Raw genomic sequence first — 13,172 nt, 5'->3', positions numbered from 1 at the left:
GGCAGGATGCCAAAGCGCTGACTAGGCTTTGGCATATCCAATCATTGAGAGGAATTGCCATGGGTATCATCGGAACCATCTTCATCGGCTTGATCGTCGGCCTGCTGGCGCGTTTCCTCAAGCCCGGCGATGACAGCATGGGCTGGATCATGACCATTTTGCTGGGCATCGGCGGCTCGCTGGCGGCCACCTATGGCGGCCAGGCCCTGGGCATCTATCAGGCCGGCCAGGGCGCGGGCTTTATCGGTGCGCTGGTGGGCGCCGTGATCCTGCTGGTCATCTACGCGATGATCAAAAAGAGCTGACGTGACGAAGCCCTCTCTGCCTGGCGCGCATGGAGGGCTAGAATGCTTCGCCATCATTTGCCGACCGAGTTCTTCATGCGCCGTCTTTTATTGACCTTTCTCCTGCTGGGCAGTGGCCTGGCCCATGCTGCTGACCTGGCAGAAACCGACTGGCTCGAACTGATGCCCAAGTCGGACCAGAAAGCCCTCGAACAAATGCCGGAGATCGACCACGACTCCCCCGAAGCCATGGGCACCTTTACTGAGAAAGGTGGCCTGAAGCAGAGCAAGGGCCTGCCGGCAGTGATGTATTCGACCAAGACCGTGCCCGCGATGAACGGCAAGAAGATCCGCCTGGGAGGCTATCCGGTGCCGCTGGAGGCGGATGCCAAGGGGCGCAGTACCTTGTTTTTCCTGGTGCCGTACCCGGGTGCCTGCATCCACGTGCCGCCACCGCCGCCTAACCAGCTGGTGCTGGTGCGCTATCCCAAGGGCTTGAAGCTGGACGACATCTACACGCCGCTGTGGGTCACGGGCACGTTGAAGATCGAGCAGGTCACCAATGACCTGGCCGATGCAGCCTATGCCCTGGAGGCAGGGCAGGTGCGGGTCGTGCAGGAATCAGATCTGTAGAACGGCATAGGAGATATTGACGCATCAGCTGTAGCCGCCGTGCTACAGCGCCTCGGCATCCAGGCTCAGCCCCAGGCTATGGCGTGCACCGGGTGCCAGGGTGACGATGTCATCCAGCACATTGGCGGTTTCGATACACAACATGCCCTGCCAGCCATCGGTAGCCATATCGCTGAACTGCGCCGCGCGTTCGGTCCATGGGTTCCAGATCACGGCGGAACGCGAGCCGCTGCTGGTCAGGCGAATACGTCGCTGCCAGGTCGGGTCGACGATTGCGAGTGTGCGCGGCGTGTGCAGATAGATGCGGTCGGTTTCCCCCTCAAAGCGCAGGTCACCGTTCTGGATGACAGGCTTCCAGTCATCCAGGGTTTCGATATAGGTCAGGCCTTCGAGCCCTTCGACGTGCACCTGGCGCACGTCACTGACGGCGAAGTAGCTGTGCAAAGCCTGGCTGATGCTGACCGGCTGGTCGCCCAGGTTGTGGCTGGTCAGGCTCAGGTGCAACTGCTGGTCCAGGCGGATCTGCAGCGTCAGCTCGACATGATGGGGCCAGCCGGGCAGGCCGCCTTCGGGCTGGATCAGGCGGAACTCGATCACCAGGCCGTCGCCTTCGGGCGCGATGCCCAGCAGCTCCCAGTCGCGAGTCCGGGCCAGGCCGTGGGCCGATGCCGGTTCGCTGCTCTGGCGCATGGCCTGGACGCTGTCCGGGTTGCGGGCCAGATTGCCGAACCATGGCCAGCAGATTGGTATCCCTGCGCGAATCCCCTTGCCCCGCTTGAACACCGCCTGCTCATTGCGCCAGATCAGCGGCGGTTGCCCGTCGCGCTGGTAGCCAAGGATATGCGCGCCCTGGCGGGCCACCAGCAGCTCGGCGTCGCCGTGGCGAATGCGCCAGGCGTCCAGTTCATCCAGTTGCACGGTGTCGACCTGGGGCATGCGTGGGCTCTTTGCGAGGTGAAGGGAGGCTTAGCGCCGCGGCGGCACGGAGCGGGTTCGGCCGCTGCCATCGATGGCGACGAAGACGAAGACGGCCTCGGTGACCTTGCGCCATTCGCTGGACAACGGATCGTCGCTCCAGACCTCGACCATCATCTGGATCGAGCTACGGCCGATTTCCAGGGCCTGGGTATAGAAGGACAGCTGTGCGCCCACGGCGACCGGGACCAGAAACGCCATGCGGTCGATGGCGACGGTCGCCACGCGCCCGCCGGCCACTTTACTGGCCATGGCTGTGCCGGCGAGGTCCATCTGCGCGACCAACCAGCCGCCGAAGATATCGCCAAAACCATTGGTTTCACGCGGCAACGCAGTGATTTGCAGGGCCAGGTCGCCTTGCGGAATCGGGTCTTCCTGTTCGAGTTCTATCATGCCGGGGGCCTCTGACCCATGACGCTTCATTGAGTACTGCGGGTGAATAGCCGTCTTGAGAAAAACGATTCAGCCCGAACACACTGCGTTCGTCACGTTTCTCGTAAGGCGTGCTAAAGGGAAACTCTGCGAAACCGGCTGGCGGGCCGCCAACGGCGTTTTCGCACAGCAACCCTTCTAGCGCGGGGTATATGCCCGACAGGCTGGGAGTATATCGGTCGATAGACCGCGCGACGACCTTCCGGTTCTGGTTTTTTGCCTGACACGCCGGGCGATCTATGTGCATTTTCGAACAATTTGCTATCGTGCCGGACCTGCTAGGCCCCGACCAGCGTTGTCGGCCGCCGCCATTCGCCCAATAAGAGATGCCTGTACCCATGACCTCCGTGCCCAGCAGCAGTGCGCAGCCCGCGCGCCCGCTGACCCGAAATGATTACAAAACCCTGTCGCTGTCCGCTCTGGGCGGGGCGCTGGAGTTTTACGATTTCATCATTTTTGTTTTTTTCGCCACCGTTGTCGGCAAGCTGTTTTTTCCGGCGGACATGCCCGAATGGCTGCGCCTGATGCAGACCTTCGGGATTTTCGCCGCCGGCTACCTGGCCCGGCCGTTGGGCGGGATTATCATGGCGCACTTCGGCGACCTGCTGGGGCGCAAGAAGATGTTCACCCTGAGTATCTTCATGATGGCGGTGCCGACCCTGATCATGGGTCTGCTGCCCACCTACGCGCAGATCGGCATGTGGGCGCCAATCCTGCTGCTATTGATGCGCGTGATTCAGGGCGCGGCGATTGGCGGTGAAGTACCGGGTGCCTGGGTATTCGTTTCCGAACACGTGCCGCAACGGCATATCGGTTACGCCTGCGGCACCCTGACCTGCGGCCTGACGGTCGGCATCCTGCTGGGCTCGCTGGTCGCCACGCTGATCAATACGGTCTACACCCCCGAGGAAGTGAGCGCCTACGCCTGGCGGATTCCATTCCTGATGGGCGGGATCTTCGGCCTGCTGTCGGTGTACTTGCGCCGCTGGCTGCACGAAACCCCGGTCTTCGCCGAAATGCAATTGCGCAAGACGCTCGCCGAAGAGGTGCCGTTGCGCGCGGTGCTGCGCGATCACCGTGGGGCGATCGTGGTATCGATGCTGCTGACCTGGTTGCTGTCGGCAGGGATTATCGTGGTCATCCTGATGACCCCGACCGTGTTGCAGACGGTCTACCACTTCCCGGCGACCGTGGCCCTGCAGGCCAATAGCCTGGCCATCGTCTTCCTCAGCCTTGGCTGCATTGCGGCCGGCGCCCTGGCCGACCGTTTTGGCGCGGGCCGGGTCTTTGTGATCGGCTGCGGCTTGCTGCTGGCCACCTCCTGGACCTTCTATCACAGCCTGCATGAACATCCGGAGTGGCTGTTCCCGCTCTATTCGCTGAGCGGTCTGTTTGTCGGCACCATCGGCGCAGTGCCCTACGTGATGGTCAAGGCTTTCCCTCCGATCGTACGCTTCAGTGGGCTGTCGTTTTCCTACAACCTGGCCTACGCGATTTTCGGTGGGCTGACGCCAATGGTCGTCACCCTGATGCTCAAGGAAAGCCCGATGGGCCCGGCCTACTATGTTGCAATAATTTGCGGCATGGGCCTGCTGGTGGGCGCCTGGCTCTGGTCCAAGGGGCGCTGAGCACACCCGTCTTCACGTCTCCCAGCCCGTCTCTAGAGAAAGGCCAGCCTTCAATCGAATGCTGGCCTTTCATCTAATTGTCACATTCGGTTCATAGAGTGGTCACACGGCCTACAGATACTGGCCCCCGATCTAACCACCCTATCTGCTAGGAGTAAGGCATGAAACTGAAGCGTTTGATGGCGGCAATGAGCTTTGTCGCCGCTGGCGTTGCGACTGCCCACGCGGTTGCCGCTGTTGACCCTGCTATCCCGAGCTACACCAAGACCACCGGTGTTTCGGGCAACCTGTCCAGCGTTGGTTCCGATACCCTGGCGAACCTGATGACCCTCTGGGCCGAGGGTTACAAAAAGGAATATCCGAACGTCAACATTCAGATCCAGGCGGCCGGTTCGGCGACTGCGCCTCCTGCGCTGACTGAAGGTACCTCCAACCTGGGCCCGATGAGCCGCAAGATGAAGGACACCGAACTGGCGGCCTTCGAACAGAAGTACGGCTACAAGCCGACCGCTATTCCGGTCGCCGTGGACGCCCTCGCTGTCTTCGTTCACAAGGACAACCCGATCCAGCACCTGACCATGGAACAGGTCGATGCCATCTTCTCCTCGACCCGCCTGTGCGGTGCCAAGGACGACGTGAAAACCTGGGGCGACCTAGGCGTGAAGGGCGACCTGGCCAACAAGCCGGTTCAACTGTTCGGTCGTAACTCGGTATCCGGCACCTACGGCTACTTCAAGGAAGAAGCCCTGTGCAAAGGCGACTACAAGCCGAACGTCAACGAGCAACCAGGCTCGGCTTCGGTTGTGCAGTCGATCAGCAGCTCGCTCAACGGTATCGGTTACTCGGGCATCGGTTACAAAACCGCTAGCGTGAAAACCGTGGCCCTGGCCAAGAAAGGCGGCACTGACTTCATCGAAGACACCGAAGAAAACGCCCTGAACGGCAAGTACCCGCTGTCGCGCTTCCTCTACGTCTACGTCAACAAAGCCCCGAACAAGCCTCTGGCCCCGCTGGAAGCCGAGTTCATCAAACTGGTTCTGTCCAAACAGGGCCAGGAAGTTGTCGTGAAAGACGGCTACATCCCACTGCCAGCCAAAGTTGCCGCCAAGGCACTGGCTGACCTGGGTCTGCAAGAAGGCGGCGCTGTCGCCAAGAAGTAAGCCTTGAGCCGGGGCTGGCCCCGGCTTCAACGCTCGGTGAAAGCGCGGTCTCGCGCTTTCACACCCCCTATTTTCGATTCGCTGCCGGCCCTGCTGGGCGGCGAATTTCTTGCGTCACTGCATTGTCATCTTTCTGTCATACAGGATCGCTAGGGTGTGCGCATGAATGATCTGGCCAATTCCACCATGACGACGACTTCTCCCCCCAAGCGTATTGATTTCAATACGCCTGAACTGCAACGCAAACGCCGTATCCGTGCGCTCAAAGACCGCCTGACTCGCTGGTATGTGTTTGTTGGCGGCCTGGCCGTACTCGCGGCGATCACACTGATCTTCTTCTTCCTCGGTTACGTGGTGATGCCCCTGTTTCAGGGCGCCGACCTGACGGCCAAGCAGGCGATCACGCCAGTCTGGATGCAGGATGCCGGCAAGCCGCTGATGATCTCCCTCGAGGAGCAGAATCAGGTCGGCATGCGCGTTTCCGACAAGGGTGAAGCGCTGTTCTTCAATATCAAGGATGGCCAGGAACTGTCGCGCGTCAGCCTGCCGATCCCCGCCGGCGCAAGTGTCTCGTCCATCGGTAAAGACCAGCCTGGCAGCCCGCTGGTGATCCTCGGTCTCTCCAATGGCCAGGCGCTGGTGTTCCGCCACACCTATAAGGTCAGCTACCCCGACGGCAAGAAGACCATTTCTCCAGCCATCGAGTACCCCTACGGCCAGGCGCCCATCGCCCTGGACGAACAGGGGCATGCCCTGGACCATGTCAGCCTGAATGCCACCGACAGCACGTTGGTCGCCGCCGGTTCGAGCGGCGCGCAACTGCATGTGCTGGCGCTGACCAGTGAAACCAACATGATGACCGATGAGGTCACCACCGAGCTCAAACGCATCGAACTGCCGCAGATGACCGAGCCGGTCAAGGCGCTGTTTATCGATCCGCGCCAGCAGTGGCTGTACGTGATCAACGGACGCGCCCAGGCCGATGTCTTCAGCCTGCGTGACAAGAGCCTCAACGGGCGCTACAAGCTGTTGGAAGATGGCAATGCAGAAGTGACTGCCAGCACCCAGCTGGTGGGTGGTATCTCGCTGATCATCGGGGATTCCAAAGGCGGCCTGGCCCAGTGGTTCATGGCTCGCGATCCGGACGGCGAGCAACGCCTGAAACTGATTCGCAGTTTCCAGATGGGCACCGCGCCCATTGTTGAAATCACCGCCGAAGAACGTCGCAAGGGCTTTGTCGCCCTGGATGCCGCGGGCAAGATCGGCGTTTTCCATAGCACCGCGCACCGCACCCTGCTGGTCGAATCGGTGGTCGATGGCCCGGGTATCTTCGGCCTGTCGCCACGGGCCAACCGGGTGATCGTCGAGCAGGGCGGCAAGCTGCAACCGCTGACCCTCGATAACCCGCACCCGGAAGTTTCCTGGAGCGCGCTATGGAGCAAGGTCTGGTACGAAAACTACGACGAGCCCAAGTACGTCTGGCAATCGACCGCGGCCAACACCGACTTCGAACCCAAGCTGAGCCTGTCGCCGCTGACCTTCGGCACCTTGAAGGCCGCGTTCTACGCCATGCTGCTGGCGGCACCGCTGGCTATTGCCGCGGCCATCTACACCGCCTACTTCATGGCGCCGGGCATGCGCCGCAAGGTCAAGCCGGTCATCGAGCTGATGGAAGCGATGCCGACGGTGATCCTCGGCTTCTTTGCCGGCCTGTTCCTGGCGCCGTATGTCGAAGGGCATCTGCCGGGGATCTTCAGCCTGCTGTTGCTGATGCCGGTCGGCATCCTGGTGGCGGGTTTCATCTGGAGCCGTCTGCCCGAGTCGCTGCGCCTGCGTGTGCCGGATGGCTGGGAAGCGGCGATCCTGATCCCCGTGATCCTCTTCGTCGGCTGGCTCTCGCTGTACATGAGCCCGTTCCTGGAAGCCTGGTTCTTCGGTGGTGACATGCGCATGTGGATCTCCCACGACCTGGGCATCACCTACGACCAGCGCAACGCCCTGGTGGTTGGCCTGGCGATGGGTTTTGCGGTGATCCCGAACATCTACTCCATCGCCGAAGACGCCGTGTTCAGCGTGCCGCGCGGCCTGACCCTGGGCTCGCTGGCCCTGGGTGCAACGCCATGGCAGACCATGACGCGGGTGGTGATTCTGACCGCCAGCCCGGGGATTTTCTCGGCGCTGATGATCGGCATGGGGCGTGCGGTGGGTGAAACCATGATCGTGCTGATGGCCACCGGCAACACGCCGGTCATGGAAATGAACCTGTTCGAAGGCCTGCGCACGTTGGCGGCCAACGTCGCGGTGGAAATGCCCGAATCGGAAGTCGGCGGCAGCCACTACCGCGTGTTGTTCCTCTCGGCGCTGGTGCTGCTGTTGTTCACCTTCGTCATGAACACCCTCGCGGAGCTGATTCGTCAGCGTCTGCGCAAGAAATACTCGTCGCTTTAAGAAAGGTAGAAGTCTGTGAAACAGAACTCCCTAAAAGGCTGGTTCAAGAGCGGCGCCCCAGGCGTCTGGATCAGCGGTGGTGCGGTCTCCATCGCGGTGATCATGACCATCGGTCTGCTCTCGGTGATTGCTGTGCGCGGCCTGGGCCACTTCTGGCCGGCGGACGTGGTGCATGCCACCTACGAAGTGCCGGGCCAGCCGGCCCAGGTGGTGGTCGGTGAGGTGGTGCAGAAGGAAGAAGTGCCCCGTGAGCGCCTGAAAAGCGCCGGCCTGCCGGTACCCGATCAGGGCCCTGAATTCATGACGCGCGAGCTGATCAAGATCGGCAACCGTGACCTGAATGGCAACGACTTCACCTGGATCGTGGGCGACTGGCTGAAAAACCAGACCACGCCACCCGATTTGATGGTGCTGGAGCGCCGCGAGTGGGGCAACTTCTACGGCACGCTGGTCAACGTCAAAGAGAACGGCAAGGTGATCGCCGAGGGGGCGGCGGCCTGGCCTGAACTGCAGACCAGGGTCGAGCGTATCGGCAAGCTTGCCGCCCAGCTCAAGACCCTGGAGAAGTCCGATATCGGCGCGATCAACGCCGGCCTCGAACGGCTGCGCCTGCACGCTCGCAAGTTGGAGTTGGCCGGTAAGCTCGACGCTGCCGCCCAGGCCGACATGGACACCGAGCGTGCTGAGCTCAATGCGCGCTACCAGGATATCGAAGCCCGTCTGAGCGACCTGCATGCCCAATTCAACCGCGACAGCCTGACGGCCCGTGACGGCAATGGCCGCGAGTTGGAAATCAGCCTTGGCAAAGTGGTGCACGCCTACCAGCCGAACGCCATGGGCACCCTGACCAAGGTCGGTTTCTACTTCGCCAAGATCTGGGAGTTCCTGAGCGACGACCCGCGTGAAGCGAACACTGAAGGTGGTATTTTCCCGGCGATCTTCGGCACCGTGATGATGACCCTGATCATGGCCGTGATCGTCACGCCGTTCGGCGTACTCGCTGCAGTCTACCTGCGTGAATATGCACGCCAGAACACCTTGACCCGGGTGATCCGCATTGCGGTCAACAACCTGGCCGGGGTTCCGGCCATCGTCTACGGGGTGTTCGGCCTGGGCTTCTTTGTCTATGTGCTGGGTGGTTCGCTGGACCGGATGTTCTTTCCGGAAGCCCTGCCGGCGCCGACCTTCGGCACACCGGGCCTGCTCTGGGCCTCGTTGACCCTGGCGCTGCTGGCAGTACCGGTGGTGATCGTTGCCACCGAAGAAGGCTTGGCACGGATTCCGCGTACCGTTCGCGAAGGTTCGCTCGCCCTGGGTGCGACCAAGGCCGAGACGCTGTGGAAGATCGTGCTGCCGATGGCCAGCCCGGCGATGATGACCGGCATGATTCTCGCGGTGGCACGTGCCGCCGGTGAAGTGGCCCCGTTGATGCTGGTGGGTGTGGTGAAGCTGGCGCCGTCGCTGCCGCTGGATGGCAACTACCCGTACCTGCACCTGGACCAGAAGATCATGCACCTGGGCTTCCATATTTATGACGTGGGCTTCCAGAGCCCTAACGTCGAGGCCGCGCGGCCGCTCGTGTACGCCACGGCGCTGCTGCTGGTGCTGGTCATTGCGACGCTCAATCTGTCGGCCGTGTGGATTCGCAACCATCTGCGCGAGAAATACAAAGCGCTGGACAGCTAAGCCACTAAGCCAGAAGCCCCAAGCGGCGAGCAACAAGCCGCTTTGCTCACAACTTGAAGCTTGTAGCTTGTAGCTACGGACGGAGTGAAATCATGCAACACGAAACCCATACCCATGGCATCAATATGTCCGCCCTGGGCCGCAGCAAGCAGAGCCTGAGCCTGGCCGACGAAACCGTGGCCATTGAAGTGCCCGGCCTGAGCCTGTACTACGGCGAAAAGCAGGCGCTGTTCGATGTCAGCATGAATATCCCCAAGCAACGGGTGACGGCCTTTATCGGCCCGTCCGGTTGCGGCAAGTCGACCCTGCTGCGCACCTTCAACCGGATGAATGATCTGGTCGATGGTTGCCGTGTGGAAGGCGAGATCAATCTCTACGGCAACAACATCTACCGCAAGGGCGAGGACGTTGCCGAGCTGCGCCGTCGCGTGGGCATGGTGTTCCAGAAGCCCAATCCATTCCCCAAGACCATCTATGAAAACGTGGTTTATGGCCTGCGCATCCAGGGCATCAACAAGAAGCGCGTGCTCGACGAAGCGGTGGAGTGGGCGCTCAAGGGTGCAGCCTTGTGGGAAGAGGTCAAGGACCGCCTGCATGACTCGGCCCTGGGCCTGTCCGGCGGCCAGCAACAACGTCTGGTGATCGCCCGCACCATCGCGGTAGAGCCTGAAGTACTGCTGCTCGATGAGCCTTGCTCGGCGCTCGACCCGATTTCGACCCTCAAGGTCGAAGAGCTGATCTACGAGCTCAAGTCCAAATTCACCATCGTGATCGTGACGCACAACATGCAGCAGGCCGCGCGGGTTTCCGACTACACCGCGTTTATGTACATGGGCAAACTGGTGGAGTTTGGCGACACTGACACGCTATTCACCAACCCGGCGAAAAAACAGACCGAAGACTACATCACCGGTCGTTATGGCTAGTCGGTAGTGCAGGCCGCGGGCTTCAAGCGGCCAGTTGGAGCGGTTTGGCGTAATGACATAGATAGCTTGCAGCTTGCGGCTCGTAGCTTGCAGCTCATAGCTCACAGCTTTTGCGGAGCACACCATGATTTCAAAGGAAGGCCTCACCCACCACATCTCCCAGCAGTTCAACGCTGAGCTCGAGGAGGTGCGCAGTCATCTCCTGGCCATGGGCGGGCTGGTCGAGAAGCAGGTCAATGATGCGGTTACCGCGTTGATCGAGGCCGACTCCGGCCTGGCTCAGCAAGTGCGTGAAATCGATGAAAAGATCAACCAGATGGAGCGCAATATCGACGAGGAATGCCTGCGCATTCTGGCCCGTCGCCAGCCTGCGGCTTCCGACCTGCGTCTGATCATCAGCATCTCCAAGTCGGTGATCGACCTGGAGCGCATCGGCGACGAGTCGACCAAGATCGCTCGCCGCGCCATTCAGCTCTGTGAAGAGGGTGAGGCGCCGCGTGGCTATGTCGAGGTCCGGCACATCGGCGACCAGGTGCGCAACATGGTCCGCGATGCCCTCGATGCCTTCGCCCGGTTCGATGCCGAGCTGGCCCTGTCGGTGGCGCAGTACGACAAGATCATCGACCGCGAGTACAAAACCGCCCTGCGCGAGCTGGCCACCTACATGATGGAAGACCCGCGTTCGATCTCCCGGGTGCTGAGCATTATCTGGGTGTTGCGTTCGCTGGAGCGCATTGGCGACCACGCCCGCAATATTTCCGAATTGGTGATCTACCTGGTGCGCGGCACGGATGTCCGGCACATGGGCCTCAAGCGCATGCAGGCGGAAGTTGAAGGCGTCGCGCTGGACGATGCTAATGTTCCGGCAAAATCTGACGATAAGTAAGGTTGCCCGAGTAAAGCGCCCGGCCTAGGCCGGGCGTTTTGTTTTCCGGGATTTGGATGTATTGGCGCCAGCGAACCTTGTGTCTCGGCGTGACAATTCAGTCTTGGCGTAATGACATCATCCAGCGTTATGCTTGCCGGGATTTCATAGGAGCGGTCGATGAGTAAAGTCAGTGTATTGGTGGTGGATGACGCCTCGTTTATCCGTGACCTGGTAAAAAAATGCCTGCGTAACTATTTCCCTGGCATCAAGATCGAAGACGCGGTGAACGGCCGCAAGGCCCAGGCAATTCTTGCCCGCGAGCCCTTCGACCTGGTGTTGTGCGACTGGGAAATGCCGGAAATGTCCGGCCTCGAACTGCTCAGTTGGTGCCGCCAGCAGGAAAACCTCAAGGGCCTGCCGTTCGTGATGGTCACCAGTCGTGGCGACAAGGACAACGTGGTGCAGGCCATCCAGGCCGGCGTGTCCGGTTACGTGAGCAAGCCGTTTACCAACGAACAGCTGCTGACCAAGGTCAAGCAAGCCCTGCAAAAGGCCGGCAAGCTCGATACCCTGCTGGCCAGTGCGCCAACCAAGATGAATTCGGCCTTTGGCAACGATTCTCTCAGTGCCCTGACCGGCGGCAAGGCCGAGGTGGTCAAGCCGACGACTCCGGCGGCGGCGCCTGCACCCGCGCCGAGCAAGGGGCTGCTCAACAGCCCACCGGTCAAGCCTGCCGCACCGGCTGCCAGCGCCGCCACGGGTGGTCGTGGCCAGGGCCAGTTGCGCCTGGCCAGCGGTGTGCAGCAATGCCTGATCAAGGCACTGAGCATCAAGGAAGCCTTGCTGGTAGTGCGTCGCACCGAGAACCTGCCGCAGGTTCTCGAAAGCGCGGTTCTCGACCTTGAACAGGGCGAGAATGCCGAAATCGCCCGCCTCAATGGCTATCTCCATGCCGTCGTTGCCCATGAGCCGAAGCCGGACAGCGAATGGCTGCAGCTGACCTTCCGCTTTGTCGACCAGGATGCACAGAAGCTCGATTACATCTCGCGGCTGATTGCCCGTGGTACGGCGCAGAAACACTTCGTTCCAGGCGCCTGATACCGCTCCGTCGCGCTCCTGAGGGAGCACGGCGGACATGCATGGCCCCGGCGGGGCGCAAAATCTGCAGCGGCCTGCTAGGCTGCCTCCCAAGTCTTTATCTGCAGATGCCTATCCATGCTGACCCGTCTACTGGTTCTCTGCGGCCTGGCCATGGCCGCCACCCCGGCTGCGGCCGTGACCATCTACAAATACACGGATGCCAATGGTGTAGTTTCCTACACCGACCGGCCAACGGCGGGCGCGCAGGTGTTCGTGTTCCGCGATCGCATGGTGGAACACCTGGAGCGCCAGGTTCGCCTGGATATCAAAAAGCAGAAGGGTGTCGACAGCGTCTTCGTACGCAATGACCTGTATGCGCCCGTCGAGGTCGAATTGAGCTTCGCCGGGCTGAAGAACGTCAGTGGCGCGCCGGCCCAGCCCATCCGGCGGGTATTGCCGGCGCGCAGCAACGTACGCCTGGCGCTGCTCACGGCCACCCGGGCTGACCAGCCGCTGACCTATACCCCCAAGTTTCGCTACTCCCTGGGTGACCCGTCGGGCCTGGCTCAGGCCTATCGCTACCCTTTGCCCTGGCGTGGCGGGCCGTTTCGCCTGAGCCAGGGCGCCAATGGCCAGTACAGTCACTACGGTGTCAAGAGTCGCTACGCCATGGATATCGCCATGCCCGAGGGCACGCCGATCATTGCCGCGCGCGGCGGCATGGTGGTCAAGACCGAGAACACCCAGACCGGCCGGGGTAACGACCCATCGGGCAACTTTGTGCGCGTGCTCCACGACGACGGCACCATGGGCGTCTACCTGCATTTGCAGCGTGGCTCGGTGCAGGTTCGCGAGGGGCAGCGGGTGGCGGTGGGCAGCGCCTTGGCGCTGTCGGGCAATACGGGCAACAGCAGTGGGCCGCACCTGCATTTCGTGGTGCAGCGCAATACCGGGTTGGGGTTGGTCTCGATTCCGTTTCAGTTCAATCAGCCGGTGGGCAGCTTGCCGAACTTTGCGGTGGGCGGTCAGTAGCGACGTCCCCCTTGGAAGTG

12 protein-coding genes are annotated in these 13,172 nt (G+C 61.5%); 10 read left to right on the top strand and 2 right to left on the bottom strand.

The genetic code is table 11. The features are described 5' to 3' along the window. Positions 1 to 59 precede the first annotated feature (59 nt). Positions 60 to 305 (top strand): GlsB/YeaQ/YmgE family stress response membrane protein, encoded by a 246-nt coding sequence (locus NPS46_RS10570; RefSeq protein ID WP_274106864.1) that lies wholly within the window; start codon positions 60 to 62, stop codon positions 303 to 305. 75 nt (positions 306 to 380) lie between these two features. Next, the gene (locus tag NPS46_RS10565) at positions 381 to 917 is read left to right on the top strand and encodes a DUF3299 domain-containing protein (RefSeq protein WP_274107126.1); all 537 of its coding nucleotides are present in this window, start codon (positions 381 to 383) and stop codon (positions 915 to 917) included. Positions 918 to 959: 42 nt separating this feature from the next. Here NPS46_RS10565 and NPS46_RS10560 read toward each other — a convergent pair whose 3' ends face one another. After that, positions 960 to 1,853, bottom strand: a complete 894-nt coding sequence (locus NPS46_RS10560; protein ID WP_274106862.1) for a D-hexose-6-phosphate mutarotase — start codon at positions 1,851 to 1,853, stop codon at positions 960 to 962. Positions 1,854 to 1,883: 30 nt separating this feature from the next. Then, positions 1,884 to 2,285 (bottom strand): acyl-CoA thioesterase, encoded by a 402-nt coding sequence (locus NPS46_RS10555; protein WP_150640794.1) that lies wholly within the window; start codon positions 2,283 to 2,285, stop codon positions 1,884 to 1,886. A 377-nt stretch (positions 2,286 to 2,662) separates the two neighbouring features. Here NPS46_RS10555 and NPS46_RS10550 point away from each other — a divergent pair, with 377 nt between their 5' ends. The 8 genes from NPS46_RS10550 (at position 2,663) to NPS46_RS10515 (ending at position 13,152) form a co-directional block, all read left to right on the top strand. Beyond that, on the top strand, positions 2,663 to 3,952 hold the full coding sequence (locus NPS46_RS10550; protein WP_274106858.1) for an MFS transporter: 1,290 nt from the start codon (positions 2,663 to 2,665) through the stop codon (positions 3,950 to 3,952). 161 nt (positions 3,953 to 4,113) lie between these two features. After that, positions 4,114 to 5,112, top strand: a complete 999-nt coding sequence (locus tag NPS46_RS10545; RefSeq protein ID WP_274106856.1) for a phosphate ABC transporter substrate-binding protein PstS family protein — start codon at positions 4,114 to 4,116, stop codon at positions 5,110 to 5,112. 414 nt (positions 5,113 to 5,526) lie between these two features. Further along, positions 5,527 to 7,560 carry an ABC transporter permease subunit gene (locus tag NPS46_RS10540; RefSeq protein ID WP_274107124.1) on the top strand — a complete coding sequence of 678 codons (2,034 nt, stop codon included), beginning with the start codon at positions 5,527 to 5,529 and terminating at the stop codon, positions 7,558 to 7,560. A 15-nt stretch (positions 7,561 to 7,575) separates the two neighbouring features. Continuing rightward, positions 7,576 to 9,246, top strand: a complete 1,671-nt coding sequence (pstA, locus tag NPS46_RS10535) for a phosphate ABC transporter permease PstA (protein WP_274106854.1) — start codon at positions 7,576 to 7,578, stop codon at positions 9,244 to 9,246. A gap of 92 nt (positions 9,247 to 9,338) precedes the next feature. After that, complete coding sequence (gene pstB, locus NPS46_RS10530) at positions 9,339 to 10,172, top strand: phosphate ABC transporter ATP-binding protein PstB (RefSeq protein ID WP_274106852.1); 834 nt, start codon at positions 9,339 to 9,341, stop codon at positions 10,170 to 10,172. Positions 10,173 to 10,296: 124 nt separating this feature from the next. Further along, on the top strand, positions 10,297 to 11,058 hold the full coding sequence (phoU, locus tag NPS46_RS10525) for a phosphate signaling complex protein PhoU (RefSeq protein WP_274106850.1): 762 nt from the start codon (positions 10,297 to 10,299) through the stop codon (positions 11,056 to 11,058). 159 nt (positions 11,059 to 11,217) lie between these two features. After that, positions 11,218 to 12,138: a response regulator gene (locus NPS46_RS10520; protein ID WP_274106847.1), complete on the top strand. Its 921-nt coding sequence runs from the start codon at positions 11,218 to 11,220 to the stop codon at positions 12,136 to 12,138. 117 nt (positions 12,139 to 12,255) lie between these two features. Further along, positions 12,256 to 13,152, top strand: a complete 897-nt coding sequence (locus tag NPS46_RS10515) for a peptidoglycan DD-metalloendopeptidase family protein (RefSeq protein WP_274106845.1) — start codon at positions 12,256 to 12,258, stop codon at positions 13,150 to 13,152. The last annotated feature ends 20 nt before the right edge of the window (positions 13,153 to 13,172 follow it).

It is taken from the genome of Pseudomonas putida (assembly GCF_028682395.1).
GTDB lineage: Bacteria > Pseudomonadota > Gammaproteobacteria > Pseudomonadales > Pseudomonadaceae > Aquipseudomonas > Aquipseudomonas putida_AB.
This window is presented reverse-complemented; position numbering and strand designations above follow the sequence as displayed.

Excerpts from the sequence above, each read along its gene's own strand:
- NPS46_RS10570 (WP_274106864.1), top strand. The coding sequence starts at position 60 with ATGGGTATCATCGGAACCATCTTCATCGGCTTGATCGTCGGCCTGCTG.
- NPS46_RS10565 (WP_274107126.1), top strand. The coding sequence starts at position 381 with ATGCGCCGTCTTTTATTGACCTTTCTCCTGCTGGGCAGTGGCCTGGCC.
- NPS46_RS10560 (WP_274106862.1), bottom strand. The coding sequence starts at position 1,853 with ATGCCCCAGGTCGACACCGTGCAACTGGATGAACTGGACGCCTGGCGC.
- NPS46_RS10555 (WP_150640794.1), bottom strand. The coding sequence starts at position 2,285 with ATGATAGAACTCGAACAGGAAGACCCGATTCCGCAAGGCGACCTGGCC.
- NPS46_RS10550 (WP_274106858.1), top strand. The coding sequence starts at position 2,663 with ATGACCTCCGTGCCCAGCAGCAGTGCGCAGCCCGCGCGCCCGCTGACC.
- NPS46_RS10545 (WP_274106856.1), top strand. The coding sequence starts at position 4,114 with ATGAAACTGAAGCGTTTGATGGCGGCAATGAGCTTTGTCGCCGCTGGC.
- NPS46_RS10540 (WP_274107124.1), top strand. The coding sequence starts at position 5,527 with ATGCAGGATGCCGGCAAGCCGCTGATGATCTCCCTCGAGGAGCAGAAT.
- pstB (WP_274106852.1), top strand. The coding sequence starts at position 9,339 with ATGCAACACGAAACCCATACCCATGGCATCAATATGTCCGCCCTGGGC.
- phoU (WP_274106850.1), top strand. The coding sequence starts at position 10,297 with ATGATTTCAAAGGAAGGCCTCACCCACCACATCTCCCAGCAGTTCAAC.
- NPS46_RS10520 (WP_274106847.1), top strand. The coding sequence starts at position 11,218 with ATGAGTAAAGTCAGTGTATTGGTGGTGGATGACGCCTCGTTTATCCGT.
- NPS46_RS10515 (WP_274106845.1), top strand. The coding sequence starts at position 12,256 with ATGCTGACCCGTCTACTGGTTCTCTGCGGCCTGGCCATGGCCGCCACC.